The following is a 20,171-nucleotide window of genomic DNA, read 5'->3' on the forward strand; positions in this document are numbered from 1 at the left end:
ATGACCGACGAGAAGACGATCGACATCGACGGCGAGACCTACGTGCTGCGTCACGACGGCGAGGGCCTGCAGGTGGGCCGCCGCATCGACGGCGACGTGACCTGGCTCGACACCGTCGCCGACAGCCTGCTGCCCGAGGCCGCCCGCTCGGCGCTGTCGTCCGGCGACACCTCGGACGAGGCCCTGCAGACCGCCGTGCGCGGCGTGCTCGAGGCCGAGGTCAAGCGCGGCGGCTGAGCCGACCGGCACGAGAGCACGGGGTGGTCGCGGGGAACCGCGACCACCCCGTGCTGCGTCTCAGCGGTGCCCGCGCCCGGGGCCGTGCCCGCTACCGGGACCGGCGCCGGGACCGTTGCCGCCGGCCGGGCCGGGGGCGGCGCGCTCGCGGTCCTGCTGGCGGGCCCGCTCCTCCGCGACGGCCCGCTCCCAGGCATCGGCCAGCTCGCGCAGCCGCTGCGCGGTGCGGTCCTGCAGCTCCTGCCAGGTCGGCAGCCGGGGCTGCCGGGGGGCGGGGGCCGCGGCCGGCGGCGGTGCGGGGGCGGGTGCTGCCGCCGGGGCGGGAACGGGCGCGGGAGCCGGGGCGGCCGCCGGCGGCGCGGCCGCGGCGGGCGCCCGGACGACCTGGGGCGCCGGCGCGGGGTCCGCGGCGGGGGCCGGCTCGACCTCCGGTGCCGGCTCGGCCGGGGGCGGGTCCGGCACCGGGGTGGTCCCGAGCTGGCCCAGGGTCACCGGGGCGCCGGCGGGCCAGGCCGCGTCGAGCGCCGACCACCGCGCCCACGACTCCGGATCGAGCAGCGAGGGCAGCAGCGCGGCGACGGCTCCCCGGTCGAGGTGGTCCGCCGCGGCCGCGGCGAGGGCGAGCGCGGCGTCGACGTCGCAGGCCGCCGTCGTCAGGAAGTTCTGCCCCTCGGCGCAGCCGGCCCGGTCGGCCAGCACCCCGCCCAGCTGAGCGACCAGCGCGGCCGCGCTGTCGGCGTCGTCAGCGGTCAGCTCACCCGGCAGCAGCTCGGCCAGCTCCGGAGCCGCGGGAACGGGCAGCGACTGCACGGTGAGGAAGGCCGGGCCGGCGCCGATCGGCCACCGGGCCACCTCGCCGGCGAGCAGCACCTCGCCGTCACCGGCCGACCCGGCGCGCCGGAGGACCGCCGCGACCTCGCTGTTCTCGCTGCGCACCCGCACCGGCGCGGCGACGTCGCCCATCGGAGTCACCAGCACCGGCCGGTCGCGGTCGTTGCGCAGGGTGATCGCGGTGCCGTCCACGCAGGCCTCGACCGGGAACCGCTCGGGCACGCCACCGCGGACCTCGTCGGAGCTGCACAGCGCCGGCGCGCGGTCGGCGGCGGGAGCCGCCGCGGCCGAGGGGGTGTGCAGCAGCGGCAGCACCAGCAGGAGCGCCAGTGCGCGGCGCCTCACGTCGGGAACCCGCAGATCGGCTGCGCCAGCGCGCCCACCTGCCGGAGCGCGGCGGAGACGTCGGCGCCGGCCGGCTCGTCCCGCGAGCCGTCGGCGACTCCGCCGAGCGCGCCGACCAGGTCGTCCAGCGCCGCATCCAGCTCGGCCGGTCCGTCCTGGTCCCGCACGTCGGCGAGCACATCGCGCAGGTCGCGGGCGACCTGGCTGACCTGGGTGCGGGCCTCGACGTCCGGGCCACCGAGCAGCGCGCCCAGCGAGACCGGCAACCGGTCCAGCCCTCCGACGCCGGCGAGCCGGGTGCAGAACTCCGGCGCGTCCTCGGGTGCCTCGTAGGACGGCAGCGCGGCGTCCGCGGGCCGCACGTCGTCGTCCGGTCCGCAGGCCACCGCGGCGGCGAGCACCAGCAGCGCCGCGCCGAGACGACGGGGACCGAGGAGCTGCACCCGGGCACGGTAGGTCGGCGCGAACGCTGCGTGGTCGCCGCCGGCCCGGCGTCACCCGGTCGGGCGACCGCCGATCGGGTCGCCGGCGCAGGGGTGGACCGGCAGGGCAGACATGGCCATTTCTGCCCCTGAGGGGTGCGGCCTCACCCCGAGGGGTGAGGCGCGTTCACCGGGCGGCTCCACGTCCCGATGGGACGACGTGACGATCCCTCCGCGCGCCCGCCGCCTCCGGGCTGCCGCCGTCGTCGCCTGCTCCGCGCTGCTGCTGCTCGCCGGCTGCGAGGCGGGCCCGCACGCGGCGACGCCGGTGGCCGGGAAGGCTCCGGCGACGTCGGAACCCGTCGCGACCCGGGTGGACTGGAAGACCGCCGCCTACGCCGCCCTGGACTGCGCTCCGCGCGACGCGTGGGTGGCCGGTGGGCTACCCGGCGAGCTGTGGGACGCCGAGACCGTGCGGCGCAGCGTCGCGGACGTGACCGGCGACGGCGCCGACGAGGTGCTCGTGCAGCTCGGCTGCCCGTCGGCGGTCTCGACCCCGGCCGAGCGCGTCGCCGTCTTCGACGTCCGCGGCTCCGCGCCGCGGCTGATCGGCGTCCTGGGTGAGGAGCTGTTCCTGACCCGGGCGGCCGTCACCGCCGACGGGACGACGGTGGAACTCACCGGGCCGACCGTCGCGGGCACGGACCCGTACTGCTGCCCCGGCCACACGGGCTCGGTGACCTACGCGTGGGACGGCGCCCTCTTCGTCGTCCGGTCGCTGACCGAGACCCCGGCGGCACCGGACGTGCGCGCCGCGTCCTGAGCGGCTCTCCGTCACTCTCTTTGTAGCAGTTCTGGTCAAGGCTCATGAGGCCGATTTTTTCGTTCTACGGTCGCGGGCCTCACGAACGGAGCTGACGCCGTGGACCCGCTGACCACCGCAACCTTCGCCCTGCCCGACACCCTGGCTGCCAAGGCCGATCCGGCGCTGATCGCCGCCGACGAGGCGCACCTCGCGGCCATCGCCGCGAGCCTCGCGCGGTCCGTCGCGGAGCTCACCGAGCGCCTCGACGCCGAGCGCCGCGCACCCGGCGGGGACGGCCAGGCCGCGCTCGACCGCGACCTGGAGATCCACCGGCTGACCGCCCGGCTGCGCACCCTGCGCCGGTTCGGCCTCGACCTCTGCCTCGGCCGGATCGTCGCTGCCGACGTCGAGCCGGTCTACGTGGGGCGGCTGGGGCTCACCGACACCACCGGCCGGCGGCTGCTGGTCGACTGGCGCTCCCCCGCCGCCGGGCCGTTCTTCGCCGCGACGCACGCCTCCCCGATGGGGCTGGTGAGCCGGCGCCGGTACCGGTGGACGCGCGGGCGGATCACCGACTACTGGGACGAGGTGTTCACCCCCGAGGGGCTCGAGGGGCACGCGGCGCTGGACGACCAGTCCGCGTTCATCGCCAGCCTCGGCAGCACGCGCTCGCCGCGGATGCGGGACGTGCTGGGCACGATCCAGGCCGACCAGGACGCGATCATCCGCGCGGGCTCGGCCGGTGCGCTCGTCGTCGACGGCGGTCCGGGCACCGGGAAGACCGTCGTCGCCCTGCACCGCACCGCCTACCTGCTGTACGCCGACGCGGCGGTCGGTCACGACCGGGGCGGGGTGCTGGTCGTCGGGCCGCACGAGCCGTACCTGGCCTACGTGTCCGACGTGCTGCCGAGCCTCGGCGAGGAGGGCGTGCGGACGGCGACGCTGCGCGACCTGGTGCCGGAGGGCGCCGCCGCGGTTCCCGAGCCCGACGACGAGGTGGCTCGGCTCAAGGCGACCGCGCGGGTGGGCGAGGCGATCGAGGCGGCCGTGCGCTTCTACGAGGAGCCGCCGTCGGCCGGGCTGACCGTGGAGACGCCGTGGTCGGACCTGCGGCTGAGCGCCGCCGACTGGGCCGAGGCGTTCGAGGTCGCCGATCCCGGCACCCCGCACAACGAGGCGCGCGAGCAGGTGTGGGCCGAGCTGCTGGACCTGCTGCTCGAGCGGGGCGAGGACGCCGACGTCTCCCCCGACGAGCTGCGCACCCTGCTGGAGCAGGACCGCGAGCTGCGGGCGGCGTTCGACCGGGCGTGGCCGCTGCTCGAGGCGACCGACGTCGTCGGGGACCTGTGGTCGGTGCCGGCCTACCTGCGGCGGTGCGCGCCGTGGCTGACGGCCGACGAGGTGCGGGTGCTGCAGCGGGCCGATGCCGGCGCGTGGACCCTGGCCGACCTGCCGTGGCTGGACGCGGCGCGCCGGCGGCTGGGCGATCCCGGCATCGAGCGGCGGCGGCGCGCGCAGGCGGCGGTCACCGCGCGGGAGCGGGAGCGGATGGCCGGGGTCATCGACGAGCTGATCGCCGCCGACGACTCCGAGCTGCTGCTGATGACCTCGCTGCGGCACGGCGACCTGCGGGACGCGCTGCTCGACGAGGCGGCACTGCCCACCGCCGAGCGCGATCCGCTGGCCGGGCCGTTCGCGCACGTCGTGGTGGACGAGGCGCAGGAGCTGACCGACGCGGAGTGGCAGATGCTCCTGCTCCGCTGCCCGTCCGGGAGCGTCACCATCGTCGGCGACCGGGCGCAGGCGCGGCACGGGTTCGCCGAGCCGTGGGAGGAGCGGCTGGCGCGCGTCGGGGTGCGCGACGTGCGCCTGGCCTCGCTGACCGTCAACTACCGGACGCCGGCCGAGGTGATGGCCGAGGCCGAGACGGTCATCCGGGCCGCGCTGCCGGACGCGAACGTGCCGACGTCGATCCGCAGCAGCGGGGTGCCGGTCCGGTACGGGTCGGTGGGGTCGCGGGACGCGGTGCTGGCGGACTGGCTGGCCGAGCACCCCGAGGGCATCGGCTGCGTCATCGGCGACCCGTCGTTCCCCGGCACCGAGCGGGTCCGCTCGCTCACGCCGGTGCTGGCGAAGGGGCTGGAGTTCGACCTCGTCGTCCTCGTCCGGCCCGAGTCGTGGGGTGGTGGCATCGAGGGCGCGGTGGACCGCTACGTCGCGATGACCCGCGCGACGCAGCGGCTCGTCGTCCTCAGCTGATCACTCGAAGTACCGCCGCGGCGCCTCGACCAGCATCAGCCGGACCTGCTCCTCGGTGACGCCTCGCTCCCGCAGCATCGGCAGCACGTCCTTGCTGATGTGGGTGAAGTTCCAGTTCGGCGCGATCTGCTCCTTGGCGGCCTGCGCCTCGACCCCGGGGAAGTAGTCGATGTAGCAGCTCGCGTCGTGCGCCAGCACCATCCGGTCGGCGTAGCCGCGCTCGGCCAGCGCGACGATCGTGTCCACCCGCGAGGACGTCGGGTTGTAGATGTCCAGGCCGAAGCGGTCCATCCCGAGCAGGCAGCCGGCCTCGGCGAGCTCGCTGAGGTAGTCCAGGTCGTTGGTGTCGCCGGCGTGCCCGATGACCACCTTGGTGAGGTCGACGCCCTCGTCGCGGAACACCTGCAGCGCCATCCGCCCGGCCTGGTTGGCGACCGAGGTGTGCACGGTGATCGGGGCGCCGGTGGCGCGGTGGGTAGCGGCGACGGCGCGCAGGTTCCGCTCGACCCCGGGGGTCAGCCCCTTGGCCTCGACCACGCACTTGAGGAACGCGGCCTTCACCCCGGTGCGGGCGATGCCGTTCGTGATGTCGGAGGTGAAGTCGTCCACCATCGGGTCGCGCGGCAGGTCGAGGAGCAGCCCGGGGCCGCGGTGCTCGTACTGGTGCGGCAGCTCGTCGTAGGTGTAGAGGCCGGTGGCCACGATGATGTTGAGGTCGGTCTGCTCGGCGACCCGCTGCACCCGCGGGATGTAGCGGCCCAGCCCCCACACCGTCGGGTCGAGGATCGTGTCGATGCCGAGCGCCTTGAGCTCGTTCAGCTGGGTGACCGCGTCGGCCACCCGCTCGTCCTCGTCCCACCAGTCGCCGTCGCCGTAGTTCTGCACGTGCTCGGTGGAGAGCACGAACACGTGCTCGTGCATGAGGGTCGCCCCCATGTCTGCGGTGTCGATGGGGCCACGGACGGTCTCGACGGTGGGCATGGCTTTCCCCTCGGGTGGTGGGCGTGCGGCTCAGCGCACCGGCTGCCAGTCGGTCGCTTCGCGCAGGGCGGGCTTGAGCACCTTGCCGCCGGGGTTGCGGGGCAGCGGCTCGGTGCGGACGTCGAGGAACTGCGGCACCTTGAAGTCGGCGAGGTGCTCGCGGGCGAAGGCGAGCAGCTCGGCCGGGTCGAGCGTGCGCCCGGGCAGCGGGACGACGACAGCGCCGACCTTCTCGCCCATCATCGAGTCGGTGACGCCGATGACGGCGACCTCGCCGACCGCCGGGTGCGCGGCCAGGGCGTTCTCCACCTCGACGCAGTACACGTTCTCGCCGCCGCGGTTGATCATGTCCTTCTTGCGGTCGACGACGTAGACGCGGCCGTCGTCGTCGATGCGGGCCAGGTCGCCGCTGTGCAGCCACCCGTCGACGAAGGTCTCCGCGGTCTGCTCGGGCTTGCGCCAGTAGCCGGCCACGACGTGCGGGCCGCGGATGAGCAGCTCCCCCACCCCGGTGTCCGGGTCGGGCCGGTCGAGCCGGACGTCGACCACCGGGGCCGGGTAGCCGACGGAGTCGGCGTGCTCGGCGGCGTCCTCGTGCGGCAGGTAGGTGGACACCGACGAGGTCTCGGTGAGCCCGAAGCCGTTGCCGACGCGGGCGGTCGGGAACGCCTGCTGGATGCGGTGCACCAGGTCGGGCGCGATCGGCGCGCCGCCGTAGCTCAGCGAGATGACCGAGGAGGTGTCGACGTCGGCGAAGCCGGGCTGCTGGAGCGCCAGCCAGTAGATGGCCGGCACGGTGGTGAGGACGTCGACCCGCTCGTCCTGGATCGCGCGGAGGAACGCACCCACCTCGAACGTCGGCATGACCACCGACGTCCCGGCGAGCGCGGTCACGACCAGCAGCTGGGAGTTGCAGCCGGTGACGTGGAACAGCGGCACCGAGATCAGCGTGGTGCGGGGCTCGCGGCCGAGGTCCAGGCAGCGCAGGCAGGTCTCGATGTTGGACAGGAAGTTCTCGTGGGTGGTCATCGCACCCTTGGGGAAGCCGGTCGTCCCGCTCGTGTAGAAGATCCCGGCCAGATCGGTGTGCTGCGGGTCGGCCGGCTCCACCGGCTCGCCGTCCGGGAGCGGGGCGCCGGGCTCGACGACGAAGGCGGCGCCGGAGTCCTCGACGACGTAGCGGACCTCGGGCTCGGCGAAGCGGGTGTTCACCGGGACGACGACGCCGCCGGCGAGCAGCGTGCCCCAGAACGCGTAGACCCAGTCGTTGCCGTTGGGCAGCCGGTTGGCGACCCGGTCCTCCGGCTGCACCCCGGCCGCGCGGAGGCCGCCGGCGACACGGGCGGCGCGGTCCCAGAGCTGCCGGTAGGTGACCCGCTCACCGCCGAGCTCGACCAGGGCCTCGCCGTCGGGATGGCGGTCGACGGCGGCGCGGAGCAGCCGGATCAGGTTCTGCGGCAGGTCGCGGTAGCGGCGGATGCCGTCGGGGCCCACGTCGGTGCCCTCGCGGTCGAACGGGTAGGCCATGCCGACCTCGAGACGTCGTCGTCCGGTGCTGGTGCCCGGAGTCTGTCCGGACCGGCGCCGCGCGTCCAGACGATCGCGTCGCGGGTCAGGCGTTCCCGCGGCGCCGCCGCACGGCCCGGACGCCGAGCACGACGGAGGCCACGATGAGGAAGCCGCCGATGCCCTGCAGCCCCGGGGAGTCGTCGGCGCCGCCGAGGACGACGGCCAGGACGCCGAGGACGAACAGCGCCTCGACCCCGACGGTGGTGAGCAGCGACCTCATGCCGCCATCGTGCACGCCCGCGGGAACGCCGTCCCCACCCGCATGCGCCTGCGCGTGGTCTCCCCGCCCCGGGAGACCACGCTCGTGCGCATCCGGGCGGTCAGCGGCGGCGCTTGCGGGTGCCGAACAGCCCGCGGGTGATCTCCCGCCCGAGCGACGACGCCGCCGAGCGGGCGAAGGACCGGAACGCCGAGGAGCCGAGGATCTGCGTGACGACGCTCTCCTCCTCCGGTTCCGGACGGCGGGGCCGGCGCGGCTCGGGGTCGGCGTCGGGGAGCCGCACCTCGGGCGCGGGCTCCGCGGGGGCCGGCGGCGGGGCGAGCCGGGCGGCCAGCCGCTCGTAGGCCGAGTCGCGGTCGACCGGCCGGCCGTAGCGGGCCTGCAGCGGCGAGGCGTCGACGGCCTGCTGCAGCGCGGCGGGGTCGGCCGGTGCCATGAGCGAGCGCGGGGAGCGCATCATCGTCCAGGCGACGGGGGTGGGCGTGCCCCGCTCGGAGAGCACGGTGACCGCGGCCTCGCCGGTGCCGAGCGAGGTGAGCATGCCCTCGACGTCGTAGTCGTCGGACTTGGGGAACGTCTTCACCGTCTTGCGCAGCGCGGTGGCGTCCTCGGGGGTGAAGACGCGCAGCGCGTGCTGCACCCGGTTGCCGAGCTGGCCGAGCACCGCCGAGGGCACGTCGCCGGGGTTCTGCGTCACGAAGAAGACGCCGACGCCCTTGGAGCGGATCAGCCGCACCGTCTGGGTCACGGACTCGAGGAACGCCTTGCTCGCCCCGGAGAACAGCAGGTGCGCCTCGTCGAAGAAGAAGACCAGCTTCGGCTTGTCCACGTCGCCGACCTCGGGCAGCTCCTCGAACAGCTCGGCGAGCAGCCACATGAGGAAGGTGGAGAACAGCGCCGGCCGGTCCTGCACCGCGGCCAGCTCGACGGCGCTGATGACGCCGCGCCCGTCGGCGGCGGTGCGGATCAGGTCGGCCGGTTCGAAGGCGGGCTCGCCGAAGAAGACGTCGCCGCCGAGCTGCTCCAGGCCGATCAGCTCGCGGAGCAGCACGCCGGCGGTGCTCGCCGACAGCCCGCCGAGCCGCTTGAGCTCGGGCTTGCCCTCGTCGCTGACCAACCAGCTGATGACGGAGCGGAGGTCCTTGAGGTCCAGCAGCGGCAGCCCGGCCTCGTCGGCGTAGTGGAAGACCAGCCCGAGCGAGCTCTCCTGCGTGGCGTTGAGGTCGAGCACCTTGGCGAGCAGCACGGGGCCGAAGTCGGTCATCGTCGCGCGCAGCGGCACGCCGGGGCCGATGCCGCCGAGCGACAGGTACTCGACGGGGAAGCCGGTGGCCGCCCAGTCGTCGCCGGTGACGGCGATGCGCTGGGTGACGCGGTCGCCGCCCTCGCCGGGGTGCGCGAGCCCGCTCAGGTCGCCCTTGATGTCGGCGACCACGACCGGCACCCCGGCGGCGGAGAGCTGCTCGGCCATCAGCTGCAGCGACTTGGTCTTGCCGGTGCCGGTCGCGCCGGCGACGAGGCCGTGCCGGTTGAGCATCGCCAGCGGCAGCCGCACCTGGGCGTCGGGGTGCGCCGTCCCCTCGTGGACCACCGAGCCCAGCGCGAGCGCCGGGCCGGGTGCTGCGTAACCGGTGGCGATCCGGGCGGCGACGTCGTCGCCGGGGGCCGGGGTCTGGTCGGGCGTCGTCACGGCTCGGACGCTAGCGGCCGGGAGGCCGTGGGGCAGGCCGAGCTGCGCGGTTGCCGGAACGGCAACGGCGGTGGCGGGCGCGGGCCCCGCCCGGCGAGAGTGGTCCGGTGACCGACGCCCGACCGCCCGCCCCCGAGACCTTCCCGACCGAGGGATACGCCGGCGACCCGGCCGTGGCCGCGGAGTGGGACGAGCGCTACGGCGCCGACCCCGACCGGTTGTGGAGCGGCCGTCCCAACGGTGCGCTCGTGGCGGAGGTCGCCGACCTGCCGCCGGGGCGGGTGCTCGACGTCGGCTGCGGCGAGGGGGCCGATGCCGTGTGGCTGGCCGGCCGCGGCTGGGACGTCACGGCGCTCGAGGTGTCCGGGGTCGCCCTGGAGCGCGCGGCCCGGCACGCGCGGGACGCCGGGGTCGCCGTCCGCTGGGTGCACGCCGGCCTGGTCGAGGCCGCGCTGCCGCCGGGGTCGTTCGAGCTCGTCTCGGCGATGTACCCGGCGCTGCTGCGCACCCCGGACGCCGCCGCCGAGCGGGCGCTGCTGGCAGCGGTCGCCCCCGGCGGGGTGCTGCTGCTGGTGCACCACGCGGGGATGGAGTCGCACGTGCCGGAGGAGGGCCGGCCCGACCCGGCCGACTACGTGTGGCCGTCGATGGTGGCCGCGCTGCTCGACGAGGACTGGCAGGTGGAGGTCGACGAGGTGCGGCCGCGGGTGGTGCCCGAGGGCGGCGCCGGCGCGCACCACGCGGACGACGTCGTGCTGCGGGCCCGCCGGCTGCGCTGAGCGCCGCTGCGGCCGGGGGCGGCCGAGCGCGGGACGTGATCGACTGCGCCTGTGGCTCTCGTGGACCGGCTGGACCGCCTGCAGCGCCGCCACCGGGCGGCCGGCTTCCCGATCGCCGTCGTCTACAAGTACGTCGACGACTCCGGCCCGTTCCTGGCCGCGCTGATCACCTACTACGCGTTCGTCTCGCTGTTCCCGCTGCTGCTGCTGTCGACGACCATCCTCGGGTTCGTCCTGGCCGGGAACCCGGAGCTGCAGGAGCGGCTCATCGACTCCGCGCTCAGCCAGCTGCCCGTGGTCGGCGAGCAGCTGGGCGAGCCGCAGAGCCTGAGCGGCGGCACCACCGCCGTCGTCATCGGTGTGCTGGGCGCGCTGTACGGCGGGCTCGGCGTCGCCCAGGCGCTGCAGCACGCCATGAACACCGCGTGGAACGTGCCGCGCAACGACCGGCCCAACCCGTTCCTGGCCCGCGGCAAGAGCCTGGTCCTGCTGGCCACGGCCGGCGGGTCGCGGTGATCGGGACGACGGCGCTGTCCACCATCGGTGCGGCGGACGCGGGATCGTTCGGCGGGGTCGTGCGGACCCTGGTGCTCATCGCCTCGGTGCTGATCAACGGGGTCATCTTCACGTTCGCGTTCCGGCTGGGGACGAGCCGCTCGGTGAGCGTGCGCGACGTGCTGCCGGGAGCGCTGCTCGCCGCGGTGGTGTGGCAGCTGCTGCAGACCTTCGGGGTCACCTACGTGAGCCGGGTGGTGGCCAACGCCAGTGCGGTCAACGGGGTGTTCGCCCTGGTGCTCGGGCTGCTGGCGTTCCTGTACCTGGCGGCGGTGTTCGCGGTGCTGTGCGTCGAGGTCAATGTGGTGCGCGTCGACAAGCTCTACCCGCGGGCGCTCCTCACGCCGTTCACCGACGCCGTCGACCTCACCCCCGGCGACCGGCGCAGCTACACCGGCAAGGCGAAGGCCGAGCGGCACAAGGGGTTCGAGACGGTGCACGTCACCTTCGACCCGCCGGACCGGCCGGGCGGCTGAGCGCGGCTCACCAGTGCCGCATGTCGACCGGCCAGCAGTCGACGACCTCCTCGCCGTCGACGACCCACATCCGCTCGTGCTGGGAGACCGTCGGGTCGATGTGCGCGGGCACCAGGCGCACCCGGTCGCCGAGCGCGGGCAGGGTGCCGCCGTCGGCCGCGGCGACGATGGTGTGCTCGTCGGAGCAGTAGAGGACGGCGGCGCCGGGCAGGGTCGGGTCGCCGTGGTCCATGCCGAAGGCCTTGAGCCCGGCGTCGGCGACCGCCCAGCCGCCGGCCGCGTTCACCGAGACGACGGTGGCGAGGACGGTGAGCGCCTGCTCGAAGGGGACGTCGTCCTGCGCGGCGTAGGCGGTGTCCATGAGCGCGTAGGAGCCGGCCTGGAGCTCGGTGACGACGGCGTTGGTGCGCCAGGTGCCGGTGCCGCCGCCGGAGAGGACGTCGCCGCCGACGTCGGCATGCGCCGTCGTCAGCAGGTCCATGGCCTTCGCCGTCTTGCGGACGCGGTCGTCGCGGTCGGGGACGAGCATCAGGTGGCCCTCGTAGCCCATGACGCCGCGGACCTCGAGGCCCGCGGCGCGCGCGGCGTCGGCGAGGCGGCCGGCGTCCTCGGGGGCGCAGCCGCAGCGGGGCAGGCCGACGTTGACGTCGATGAGCACCTCCCGGACGCCGCCGTCGACCGCTGCCCGCAGGACGGCGTCGGAGTCGACGGCGACGGTCACCCGGGCGCCGGCCTCGACCACGGCGCCGAGCCGGCGCATGTCGAGCACCTCGTTGGCCAGCAGCAGGTCCTCCCCCAGGCCGGCGGCGGCCATGACCTCGACCTCGCGGATGGTGGCGCAGGTGAAGCCGGTGTGCCCGAGCTCGGCCTGGCGGCGGGCCAGGCCGCTGGTCTTGTGCGCCTTGACGTGCGGCCGGAGCCGCCGCCCCGGCCAGACCTCGGCCATCGTGGCGAGGTTCCGCTCGAGCGCGCCCTCGGTCGACGACGAGGGCGGGGGTGGGGAGTTCGTCGAGCCGCATGCCCGCGACCCTGTCAGAAGACGATCACGCTCGGCCAGCCCCGCCTCGATCCGGCGGCGGGCCGTTCCGACAGGCACGGGTACGGAGGAGCGCATGGGCGAGGAGCCGCAGCTGCGGTGGCGCACCGCTTCTGCGGTGGACCTGCCGCTCGTCGAGGCGGCGGAGCTCGACTACATCCGCCAGCGGGAGCCCGACCAGGAGGCGGCGTGGCTGGCCGCGCTCGACCGCAACCGGCGGCTGTGGGGCGAGAACCTGGAGCGGACCACCGTCGTCGAGCTGGACGGAGCGCCCGTCGGCTACGGGATGTGGACCGTGCTGGACGGCGTCGCCACGGTGGTCACCCTGCACGTCTCGCCGGCGCACCGGCGCCTCGGCCTGGGCCGCCGGCTGCTGGACGCCGTCGCCGACCATGTCCGGCGCGGCGGGCACGCCGCTCTGGCTCTGGGGGTGCACCGGGAGAACCCGGCCCGCCGGCTCTACGAGGCGGCCGGCTTCCGGTGCACCGGTGAGGACGGCGAGTACGTGCTGTTCCGCCGCGACCTGGCCGGCTGATCCGGGGCGCGACGCTCCCGCGGAAGCGCGCGACGTTCCCGCGGGAACGTGCATCAGGCGCGATCCGCCGTTCCGCGGAAGCGCAGAGCGGAGGGGTCAGCCGGCGTCGGCCACCCGCTGCGCGAGCCAGTCGGGCATCGCCGGGGACGGCCGCGGGAACCGCCGCAGCTCCTCGACGTAGGCCTCGACCGGCAGCGGATCCCCGGCCGGCTCGAGGTTGTAGTTGAACCCCGGGCTCAGCTGCCCGGCGGCGCGGTCGACGGTGAACTGCAGCTCCAGCCAGGTACCGCGGTCCGGCGTCCACATCAGCTGCTTGAGCTCCTCGACCGCCGCACGCACCTCGGCGGGCGCGCCCTGCAGGTCGACCGACCCCTCCTCCGTGGTGGCGGTGAGCCGGTCGCGACGCCGGTCGCCGATGAGCAGCGCGGCGTAGCTGAGGTGGGTCCACTCCTCCGGAGCGGCGTCGATCAGGCCCCCGGCGATCTCGCGGACGACGTCCGTCTGGTCCCGCTCCGGGGGGATGCTGTCGGCGAGCTGCCAGGCGACGGTCACGCCGTCCGCCGCGAGCAGATGCCCGGCCGCCTTGAGGACGTCGAGCACCACCTTCGGCGGCTCGTCGACCGTGTGGAGCAGGACGACGGCCGGCTCGTCGCCCTCGCGCTCGGCGATCTGGCGGGTCTTCACCGCGTAGATGTAGGCGTTGAGCTTGGCCCGCAGCTCCTCGGCCAGCGCCGTTGCGGTGTCGGGCGTGTAGGGCCGGTCCTCGGTGACGAGGAGGGTGAGCAGCCCGTCGGAGGCCCGGGCGATGGAGTCGATCGTCTGCGCGTCACGTACGGCCACGCAGCCATCCTCACACCGGCTCCCGCCGACCCCAAGGGCGGAGCGGGACGGCTAGCGGTCGGCGCGGCGCTGGTAGCGGGCGGCGCGCTTGGTGGCGGCGGCGCGCTTGCGCTCGCTCTCCAACCGCTGGCGCTCGATGCCGGCGCGGTCGCGCAGCGCCAGGGCGGTGCCCACGGGGTAGCCGGCCTTCTTCACCCGCGTCTCGGTCGACTCGGCGATGTAGGCGGTCGAGTAGATGAGCGCCAGGAAGATCCCGAGCAGGCACATGCCGACGCGCAGCCCGAAGCTGCCCGGCACGAAGACCATGATGAGCGCGATCGGGATGACGAGCTGGACCATGCTGCGCGTGGTGTGCCGCAGCCACCAGGTGCTCGTGGTGGTGTCGAACAGGACCCAGCCGCGGTGCTTGCGGGGCAGCCGACCACCCAGGGCGTACCAGAACCAGCGGTGCGGAGCGGGCCGGACGATCGGCTCCTCGGCGATGCTGTCGATCGGGCCGGTCATGACTGGTCACCCCGAGCACTGGCGGCGTCGCGGGACCGGGCGAGCGCGTCCTGCGACGTCGTGATGACGCGAGTCAGCACCTCGTGCAGGTGGACGAGCTCCTCGACGGGCATGCCGAGCCGCTCGACGATACCGGCCGGGATCTTCTCCGCCTCCGCGCGCAGCGCCTTGCCCTCGTCGGTCAGCGCGAGCGCGAGGTTGCGCTGGTCCTCGGGGTCCCGCTCGCGGCGCAGCAGACCGGCCGCTTCGAGCCGCTTGAGCAGCGGCGAGAGCGTGCCCGGGTCGAGCTGGAGCAACTGCGAGAGCTTCTTGACCGACGACGTGCCGTACTGCCAGAGCGCCAGCATCACCAGGTACTGCGGGTGGGTGAGCCCCAGCGGCTCGAGCACCGGCCGGTAGATCGCCACCACGTTGCGGGCGGCCACGGACAGCGCGAAGCACACCTGGCGGTCGAGCGCGAGGACGTCCTCCGCCTCGAGGGCGGTCGGCACCTCGGCCACGTCGGACTTCATGGCTCCAGCGTAACACCGGGTGCACCAATGATTGGTGCACCATGCGTCACACCGGCGGTTCACCCGTCGACGTACCGCTCCCGCTCCACCACGAACTGGCCGGTGGCCGTGTTCGCGTCGACGAACTCCGGCAGCAGCGGGATCCGCACCGTCACCGTCACGCACACCGAGAACCGCTCCCCCGGCACCAGCACCGGCGTGTACGAGCCGGCGGCATCGCAGTCCGAGCCGGCCGGCGCGTAGGCAACCCGCACGTCGGTCGCGTCCACCGACTGGTCCTCCACCGCCAGCTCCGCTGCCCGCAGGGCCTGCGCCTGGCCGGTCACCGGGTCGGCGGCCGTCGCGAGTGCCCGGCCCGCCTCGCGCGCGGCAGCATTCGCGGCGAACACCCCGCGTTGCACCGCCGAGAACCCGGCCACGATGTAGACCAGCGGCACCAGGGCGACCAGAGCGATGAACACGAACTCCACCAGCGCCGATCCGCGCTCGCCCTCCAGCTGCCCGAGCCGGGCGCGCAGCCACCTCACGCGCCCTCCTTCACCGCGCGGCCGGTGACCTCCAGCGGCAGCAGGTCGCCCAGCGCCGACAGCAGCGAGGGCACCGCCCCCGAGCAGCGCACCACCACCAGCGTCATGCCGCTCGGGTCGGCCTCCTCCTCCGAGGTGCACACCAGCCCCGCCGCGGTCCGGTCGGTCGTCGCCCGCCCGACCACCTCGAGCGTGCGGGCGGCGCCCACCGCCGAGTCGACGTCGGCGTTCGCCGCGAACCGGGCGCCCTCCTGCGCGCTCGCCGTCACCACGTTCCGGACGTGCGCGTAGACCGCCACCTGCAGGATCGCCAGCAGCAGCCCGACGACGAGCAGCGAGACCAGCACGAAGTCGACGACGGCGCTCCCCCGCTCGCCGCCGTCGTCGGCAGGAGACGCGTCAGCCACTGCTCGTGACGGAGGTGAGCGCGTTGGTCACCGCGTCGACGATCGCCGTCCGGAACGGCACGAGGATGGCCAGCACGAGCGCCGCCGTCATCACCGTGATCATGACCCAGCCGGGCACGTCCCCCCGCTCCGGATCGTCGGCCTCGAGCCGGGCGGTCAGGGCGGCCAGAGCCGCCGTCAGGAATGCGAACGGGCGCATGGCGCGTCCTTTCTCCGTGTCCGCCGGCATCACTGCGCCAGCGAGACGATGCTGATCAGTCCCGGGAAGAGGGCGAAGAGGACAGTCACCGGCAGCACGAGGAAGACGACCGGCACCATCATGGCGATCTCCTTCCGGCCACCGGCCTCGAGCAGCCGCCGCTTGCCGGCCTCCCGGACGTCGGCCGCCTGGGCGCGCAGCACCTCGGCGAGCCGGGTGCCGCGCTCGATCGCCACCAGGAGCCCGTCGATGAAGCGGGCCAGCGGATCCAGCGAGGTCCGGTCGGCGACCTGCTGCAGCGCCTCGGTCAGCGGTACCCCGGCACGCGCCCGGCCCAGCGCACCGCCGAGCTCGCGGGCCAGCTCGCCACCGGAGAGGCGGGTGACCCGCGCGATCGCCGCGGCCGGGCTCTCCCCCGCCGTCACCGCCAGCGCGAGCAGCTCGGCGACCACCGGGAACTCCGCGAGCAGCAGCTCCTCGCGCCGGTTCACCTGCTGCGTCAGCCACCAGTCGCGGCCGAGCACGCCGCCGACCAGCCCGGCCACGCAGAGCAGGCCCGCGCTCAGCACGTTCAGGCTCCCGGCCGCCGCCGAGCCGACCCCGGCGACGACGACGCCGCCCAGCAGGCCGAGACCGCCCCACACCACCTGCTCGACGCGGAAGTCCTCGACGGTCATCTCGCCGCCCAGCGCCTCCAGCCGACGGCGCACCGCCGCTCGCCCACCGAGGAAGCGGTCCACCAGCCGGGCGCCGTCCCCGATGGCCGGACCGAACACCCGACGGACGGCGACCAGCAGCCCCGGCTCGGTCGGCGTGCCCAGCAGCCGGGACGGCGGCGGGGTGTCGTGCACGTACGGCGCCAGCCGGTCGACCAGCCGCACCGCGCGGAACGGCGGCGCGTACCGCACCGCGAGGATCAGCCCGCCCGCGGCGACCAGCCCGAGCAGCATCCCGGTGAGGGCCGGGCTCACTGGAGCACCCGCACGTCCTGGGGCAGCCGGCCGATCCGCAGCATGAGCCGGTAGGCGACGAGGCAGACCGCGCCGCCCCCGACCAGGATCACCGTGCCGAGCGGGGTGTCGTAGGCCGACAACGTCGTCGACTGGGTGGCCAGCAGGAGCAGCACCACCCACGGCGCGGCCACGGCCAGGCGCGCGGCGGAGACGACCCAGCCCTGCCGGGTCTCCAGCTCGGCGCGGGCGCGGGCGTCCTCGCGCAGGAACGTCGCGAGCGTGCGCAGCACCCGACCCAGATCGGTGCCGCCCACCTCGCGCGCGACGCGCAGCGTCTCGACGATCCGGTCGCCGACCGGGTCGGCGAGCTCGGCCTTGAGCCGGTCGAGCCCCGGCCCGAAGCGTCCGGTGGAGCGGTAGTCGGCGGCGAAGCGGGCGAACGGCGGCCGCAGCACCTCGGGTCCGCGAGTGCCCAGCGCGGCCAGAGCCTCGGGCAGCGACATGCCCGCCCGCACCGCCGAGGACAGGTTGTCGACGACCTCCGGCCACACCTCGCGCAGGTCGGCCTGCCGCTTGGCCGCGAGCCGGCGCACCTGCGCGTACGGCACCGCGAAGCCGAACAGCCCGAACGCCAGGCTCACCGTCACCGTTCCGGTGGTCACCAGGACGACGACGAGCACCAGCAGCCCGAGCCCGACCTGCAGCGCGAGCAGCTGGGCGGGGTTGATGCCGGTCAGCCCGGCCGCGCCGAGCAGCTGCTGCGTGCGACCCGGCCGCCGCGGGGTCGTCGGCCGCTGCGGCGCCCGCGGACCGCTGCGCCAGATGAGCAGCGCGCCCAGGCCGAACAGCAGGCCGAGCAGCGCCCCGGACTGCGTCATGCCGACAGCCCGGTCATGCCAGCAGCCCGGCGAGGTCGACGCCGCGGGCGGCGAACCGGTCGGCGTGCGGCGGGTAGCCGTCGGCGCCCGCACCAGCCGGCCGTCGCGGGTGGTGAAGACGTCGGCGGTCTCGATGACGCCGCCCTCGGCCCGCCCGGGCAGAGCCACGATCTCCCGCACCCGCCGCTGCCCCGACGGGTCGGTGCCCACGTGCACGACGAGGTCGACGCTGGAGGCCACGGTGGGGACGACGAACGCCGTCCCGATGTTCTCGCCGGCCAGCAGCGGCAGCGTGCACATCTTCACGACGGCCTCGCGGGCGCTGTTCGCGTGCAGCGTGCACATGCCGGGAAGTCCGCTGTTCAGAGCAATCAGCAGGTCGAGGCACTCCTCCTGCCGCACCTCGCCGACGACGATCCGCGAGGGCCGCATGCGCAGCGCCTCCTTGACCAGCCGGCGCAGCGGGATCTCCCCGGCGCCCTCGAGGTTGGGCTGGCGGGTCTGCATGGCGACGACGTCGGGCAGCGGCACCCGCAGCTCGAAGACCTCTTCACAGGTGATCACCCGCTCCTGCGCCGGGATCGCGGCCGCCAGGCAGTTCAGAAGCGTGGTCTTCCCGGCCTGCGTGCCGCCGGACACCAGCACGTTGAGCCCGGCCGCGACCGACGCCTCCAGGAACCGCGCCGCCTGCACCGTGATCGTGCCGAGCGCGATCAGCTCGTCCAGCGAGTGCGCCTGCAGCACGAACTTGCGGATGTTCACCGCCATGTGCCGGCGGGTGATGTCCGGGATGACGACGTGCAGCCGCGACCCGTCGGGCAGAGTCGCGTCGACGAACGGGGTCGACATGTCGATCCGTCGACCCGAGGTGCGCAGCATCCGCTCGACCAGGTCGGCCAGCTCGCCGGGCGCGAGGATCGTCGTCGTCAGCTCCGAACGGCCGCGGCGGGCGATGAACACCCGGCCCGGCTCGTTCACCCAGATCTCCTCCACCTCAGGGTCGTCGAGATAGCGCTGCAGCGGCCCGAACCCGGCCACCCGGTCCAGCACGTCGCGGACGACGGAGTCGGCGTCCCCGATCGGGGGAAGCGCTGAGGTGAGCGCCCGCTCCGAGTAGTCGGCGACGACGTCGCGCACCAGCAGCCGCACCGGCCCGGGGTCGGTGAACGGGTCCAGCCCGCGGCGGCGGATGAGCTCGCGGACCTCCCCGTCCACCACGTCCAGAGCGCTCGCCACGGCCGGACTGTAGGAGAACGGGAGGGTCCGCGACCGGCCGCGATCACGATCTGTGGACGACGGACGGGCAGCTCCACCCACCCGGGTGAACGGTGGACGGCGGCCCGCTCCGACAACCGAGACAGCGACGCCTCGTTTCGGGTTGAGGTCGCGGCGCCCGGGCCGATGTCAGAGCGTCGGCACTACCGGGGAGGGGTCAGCGTGGGTCTGGGCGTCGCCACGAACGTCGCCGCGATGGGCACCCACCGCGCGCTGGCCCGCAACGACGAGGCGATGACCGTCTCCCTGCGCCGGCTCTCCACCGGGCTGCGGATCAACTCCGCCGCCGACGACGCGGCAGGGCTCAGCATCGCCGAGGGCCTACGCGCCCAGATCCGCGGCGGCACGGTCGCCATGCGCAACATCCAGGACGGCATCAACTTGCTGCGCACCGCCGAGGGCGCGCTCGCCGAGACCTCGGCGCTCCTGCAGCGGCTGAGCGACCTGACCGTCCAGCGCCACAACGTCGGCGCCCTCGACAGCACCGCGCTCGCGGCCATCCAGACCGAGACGAGCGGAGTGCGTGCGGAGATCGACCGCATCGCCCGGAGCACCACCTTCAACGGCATCCCGCTGCTCGACGGCACCTTCGAGCGCGACTTCCAGGTGGGCGGGGCCGCCGGCGACACCGTGCGCGTGACCATCCCGGAGGACGGCCGGCCGCTGAATCTGGCCGGCATCCTGCTCTCCGTCGGCAGCGGCCTGGAGGCACCGGCCACCTCGGTCTGGGCGGAATCCGCCGCGCCGGGGCCGGCGCAAGCCGGCCGGCTCCGGCTGACCGGCGGCTTCGGTTCGCCCACCGACGCACCGGGCGAGTTCCGCACACTGGCCGGCACCCTCCACTACGGCGGGCAGGCCTTCGACTTCGGCTCGGTCGACTACACCGGCGCGGTCACCCCGCAGGACCACCTCGACCGGCTCAACGCCGCCGTCACGGGCGCCCTCGGCACCGGCTTCACCACGACGGCGACCGGCCTGCTCTTCACCGGCGCGGTCCCGGGCCCGGCGACGACCGCCGCCGACGAGGCCGCCCTCACCCCGCTCTACGCACCACCGGCCAAGGTCGCCACCACCGGCGAGCTCATCGACCGGATCTCCTCCGTGCGCGCCGCCCTGGGCGCGATGGAGAACCGGTTCGAGCACACCGCCGCAGGACTGTCGGTCTCGCTGGCGAACCTGACGGCGTCGGAGTCCCGCATCCGGGACGCCGACATGGCCCTGGAGATGGCGGCTTTCTCCCGCAACCAGGTGCTCAGCCAGGCCGGGACGGCGATGCTCAGCCAGGCGCAGTCGACGGCGAAGGGCGTGCTCGCGCTGCTCGGCTGACCCGGGGCGT

The 20,171-nt window shown here is 74.7% G+C and carries 23 protein-coding genes; 8 read left to right on the forward strand and 15 right to left on the reverse strand.

Features of this window, described 5'->3' with window-relative positions; genetic code table 11:
- Positions 1-237: a hypothetical protein gene (locus tag JKP76_RS00520; protein WP_200489122.1), complete on the forward strand. Its 237-nt coding sequence runs from the start codon at positions 1-3 to the stop codon at positions 235-237.
- 60 nt (positions 238-297) lie between these two features.
- Here the strand turns inward: JKP76_RS00520 and JKP76_RS00525 are convergent, their stop codons facing one another.
- Complete coding sequence (locus tag JKP76_RS00525) at positions 298-1,413, reverse strand: hypothetical protein (RefSeq protein ID WP_200489123.1); 1,116 nt, start codon at positions 1,411-1,413, stop codon at positions 298-300.
- Positions 1,410-1,856: a hypothetical protein gene (locus JKP76_RS00530; protein ID WP_200489124.1), complete on the reverse strand. Its 447-nt coding sequence runs from the start codon at positions 1,854-1,856 to the stop codon at positions 1,410-1,412. The genes JKP76_RS00525 and JKP76_RS00530 overlap by 4 nt, the downstream gene beginning before the upstream one ends.
- Positions 1,857-2,055: 199 nt before the next feature.
- On the opposite strand from JKP76_RS00530, the gene JKP76_RS00535 reads away from it, so the two are divergent.
- Both JKP76_RS00535 and helR read left to right on the forward strand, forming a co-directional pair.
- The gene (locus JKP76_RS00535) at positions 2,056-2,658 is read left to right on the forward strand and encodes an LppP/LprE family lipoprotein (RefSeq protein WP_200489125.1); all 603 of its coding nucleotides are present in this window, start codon (positions 2,056-2,058) and stop codon (positions 2,656-2,658) included.
- 99 nt (positions 2,659-2,757) lie between these two features.
- Positions 2,758-4,899 (forward strand): RNA polymerase recycling motor ATPase HelR, encoded by a 2,142-nt coding sequence (gene helR, locus JKP76_RS00540; protein ID WP_200489126.1) that lies wholly within the window; start codon positions 2,758-2,760, stop codon positions 4,897-4,899.
- Here the strand turns inward: helR and JKP76_RS00545 are convergent, their stop codons facing one another.
- From JKP76_RS00545 to JKP76_RS00560, 4 genes are all read right to left on the reverse strand, one after another.
- Positions 4,900-5,880 (reverse strand): phosphotriesterase, encoded by a 981-nt coding sequence (locus JKP76_RS00545; RefSeq protein WP_200489127.1) that lies wholly within the window; start codon positions 5,878-5,880, stop codon positions 4,900-4,902. It abuts the gene before it with no gap.
- A gap of 30 nt (positions 5,881-5,910) precedes the next feature.
- Positions 5,911-7,407 carry a class I adenylate-forming enzyme family protein gene (locus tag JKP76_RS00550; protein WP_200489128.1) on the reverse strand — a complete coding sequence of 499 codons (1,497 nt, stop codon included), beginning with the start codon at positions 7,405-7,407 and terminating at the stop codon, positions 5,911-5,913.
- 85 nt (positions 7,408-7,492) lie between these two features.
- A complete protein-coding gene (locus JKP76_RS00555) occupies positions 7,493-7,669 on the reverse strand; it encodes a hypothetical protein (protein ID WP_200489129.1) in 177 nt (58 codons plus the stop codon).
- Between the two features lie 100 nt (positions 7,670-7,769).
- The gene (locus JKP76_RS00560; RefSeq protein ID WP_200489130.1) at positions 7,770-9,359 is read right to left on the reverse strand and encodes a helicase HerA-like domain-containing protein; all 1,590 of its coding nucleotides are present in this window, start codon (positions 9,357-9,359) and stop codon (positions 7,770-7,772) included.
- 107 nt (positions 9,360-9,466) lie between these two features.
- Between JKP76_RS00560 and JKP76_RS00565 the strand changes: the two genes are divergently transcribed.
- The 3 genes from JKP76_RS00565 to JKP76_RS21940 are packed head-to-tail and all read left to right on the forward strand — an operon-like array spanning position 9,467 to position 11,169.
- Positions 9,467-10,138 (forward strand): class I SAM-dependent methyltransferase, encoded by a 672-nt coding sequence (locus JKP76_RS00565; protein ID WP_309229491.1) that lies wholly within the window; start codon positions 9,467-9,469, stop codon positions 10,136-10,138.
- A 51-nt stretch (positions 10,139-10,189) separates the two neighbouring features.
- Positions 10,190-10,654 carry a YhjD/YihY/BrkB family envelope integrity protein gene (locus JKP76_RS21935; RefSeq protein WP_309232783.1) on the forward strand — a complete coding sequence of 155 codons (465 nt, stop codon included), beginning with the start codon at positions 10,190-10,192 and terminating at the stop codon, positions 10,652-10,654.
- Complete coding sequence (locus JKP76_RS21940) at positions 10,651-11,169, forward strand: YhjD/YihY/BrkB family envelope integrity protein (protein WP_309232784.1); 519 nt, start codon at positions 10,651-10,653, stop codon at positions 11,167-11,169. The genes JKP76_RS21935 and JKP76_RS21940 overlap by 4 nt, the downstream gene beginning before the upstream one ends.
- Before the next feature lie 7 nt (positions 11,170-11,176).
- On the opposite strand, the gene JKP76_RS00575 is transcribed toward JKP76_RS21940, so the two are convergent.
- Positions 11,177-12,283, reverse strand: coding sequence for an alanine racemase (locus JKP76_RS00575; protein ID WP_304504695.1), 1,107 nt, complete (start codon positions 12,281-12,283; stop codon positions 11,177-11,179).
- Here JKP76_RS00575 and JKP76_RS00580 point away from each other — a divergent pair.
- The gene (locus JKP76_RS00580; protein ID WP_200489132.1) at positions 12,282-12,740 is read left to right on the forward strand and encodes a GNAT family N-acetyltransferase; all 459 of its coding nucleotides are present in this window, start codon (positions 12,282-12,284) and stop codon (positions 12,738-12,740) included. The two genes, JKP76_RS00575 and JKP76_RS00580, sit on opposite strands and share 2 nt — an antisense overlap.
- A gap of 96 nt (positions 12,741-12,836) precedes the next feature.
- On the opposite strand, the gene JKP76_RS00585 is transcribed toward JKP76_RS00580, so the two are convergent.
- Genes JKP76_RS00585 through JKP76_RS19860 form a run of 8 tightly spaced genes read right to left on the reverse strand, consistent with a single transcriptional unit; the run spans position 12,837 to position 18,796 of the window.
- The gene (locus JKP76_RS00585) at positions 12,837-13,580 is read right to left on the reverse strand and encodes a hypothetical protein (protein ID WP_200489133.1); all 744 of its coding nucleotides are present in this window, start codon (positions 13,578-13,580) and stop codon (positions 12,837-12,839) included.
- A 51-nt stretch (positions 13,581-13,631) separates the two neighbouring features.
- Positions 13,632-14,084 carry a DUF5313 family protein gene (locus tag JKP76_RS00590; protein ID WP_200489134.1) on the reverse strand — a complete coding sequence of 151 codons (453 nt, stop codon included), beginning with the start codon at positions 14,082-14,084 and terminating at the stop codon, positions 13,632-13,634.
- On the reverse strand, positions 14,081-14,596 hold the full coding sequence (locus tag JKP76_RS00595) for a MarR family winged helix-turn-helix transcriptional regulator (protein WP_200489135.1): 516 nt from the start codon (positions 14,594-14,596) through the stop codon (positions 14,081-14,083). The genes JKP76_RS00590 and JKP76_RS00595 overlap by 4 nt, the downstream gene beginning before the upstream one ends.
- A 59-nt stretch (positions 14,597-14,655) precedes the next feature.
- Entirely contained in the window at positions 14,656-15,123 is a 468-nt protein-coding gene (locus tag JKP76_RS00600) for a hypothetical protein (protein WP_200489136.1), read from the reverse strand.
- Positions 15,120-15,530, reverse strand: coding sequence for a TadE/TadG family type IV pilus assembly protein (locus JKP76_RS00605; RefSeq protein WP_200489137.1), 411 nt, complete (start codon positions 15,528-15,530; stop codon positions 15,120-15,122). Before JKP76_RS00605 ends, JKP76_RS00600 begins: the two co-directional genes overlap by 4 nt.
- The gene (locus JKP76_RS00610) at positions 15,523-15,729 is read right to left on the reverse strand and encodes a hypothetical protein (RefSeq protein WP_200489138.1); all 207 of its coding nucleotides are present in this window, start codon (positions 15,727-15,729) and stop codon (positions 15,523-15,525) included. Before JKP76_RS00610 ends, JKP76_RS00605 begins: the two co-directional genes overlap by 8 nt.
- A gap of 29 nt (positions 15,730-15,758) precedes the next feature.
- Positions 15,759-16,700 (reverse strand): type II secretion system F family protein, encoded by a 942-nt coding sequence (locus JKP76_RS00615; RefSeq protein WP_200489139.1) that lies wholly within the window; start codon positions 16,698-16,700, stop codon positions 15,759-15,761.
- Positions 16,697-18,796, reverse strand: a complete 2,100-nt coding sequence (locus JKP76_RS19860; RefSeq protein WP_309232785.1) for an ATPase, T2SS/T4P/T4SS family — start codon at positions 18,794-18,796, stop codon at positions 16,697-16,699. The genes JKP76_RS00615 and JKP76_RS19860 overlap by 4 nt, the downstream gene beginning before the upstream one ends.
- A 201-nt stretch (positions 18,797-18,997) precedes the next feature.
- Here JKP76_RS19860 and JKP76_RS22835 point away from each other — a divergent pair, with 201 nt between their 5' ends.
- Positions 18,998-20,161, forward strand: coding sequence for a flagellin (locus JKP76_RS22835; protein ID WP_207146577.1), 1,164 nt, complete (start codon positions 18,998-19,000; stop codon positions 20,159-20,161).
- The last annotated feature ends 10 nt before the right edge of the window (positions 20,162-20,171 follow it).

Origin of the sequence: Blastococcus sp. TML/C7B (genome assembly GCF_016612845.1) — a bacterium.
Classification (GTDB): Bacteria; Actinomycetota; Actinomycetes; order Mycobacteriales; family Geodermatophilaceae; genus Blastococcus.

What these genes read in the sequence shown, in the direction of transcription:
- JKP76_RS00575 (WP_304504695.1), bottom strand. Translation starts at nt 12,283, where the DNA reads ATGCGCTCCTCCGTACCCGTGCCTGTCGGAACGGCCCGCCGCCGGATC.
- JKP76_RS00595 (WP_200489135.1), bottom strand. Translation starts at nt 14,596, where the DNA reads ATGAAGTCCGACGTGGCCGAGGTGCCGACCGCCCTCGAGGCGGAGGAC.
- JKP76_RS00520 (WP_200489122.1), top strand. Translation starts at nt 1, where the DNA reads ATGACCGACGAGAAGACGATCGACATCGACGGCGAGACCTACGTGCTG.
- JKP76_RS00550 (WP_200489128.1), bottom strand. Translation starts at nt 7,407, where the DNA reads ATGGCCTACCCGTTCGACCGCGAGGGCACCGACGTGGGCCCCGACGGC.
- JKP76_RS00580 (WP_200489132.1), top strand. Translation starts at nt 12,282, where the DNA reads ATGGGCGAGGAGCCGCAGCTGCGGTGGCGCACCGCTTCTGCGGTGGAC.
- JKP76_RS00610 (WP_200489138.1), bottom strand. Translation starts at nt 15,729, where the DNA reads ATGCGCCCGTTCGCATTCCTGACGGCGGCTCTGGCCGCCCTGACCGCC.
- JKP76_RS00590 (WP_200489134.1), bottom strand. Translation starts at nt 14,084, where the DNA reads ATGACCGGCCCGATCGACAGCATCGCCGAGGAGCCGATCGTCCGGCCC.
- JKP76_RS00555 (WP_200489129.1), bottom strand. Translation starts at nt 7,669, where the DNA reads ATGAGGTCGCTGCTCACCACCGTCGGGGTCGAGGCGCTGTTCGTCCTC.
- JKP76_RS00545 (WP_200489127.1), bottom strand. Translation starts at nt 5,880, where the DNA reads ATGCCCACCGTCGAGACCGTCCGTGGCCCCATCGACACCGCAGACATG.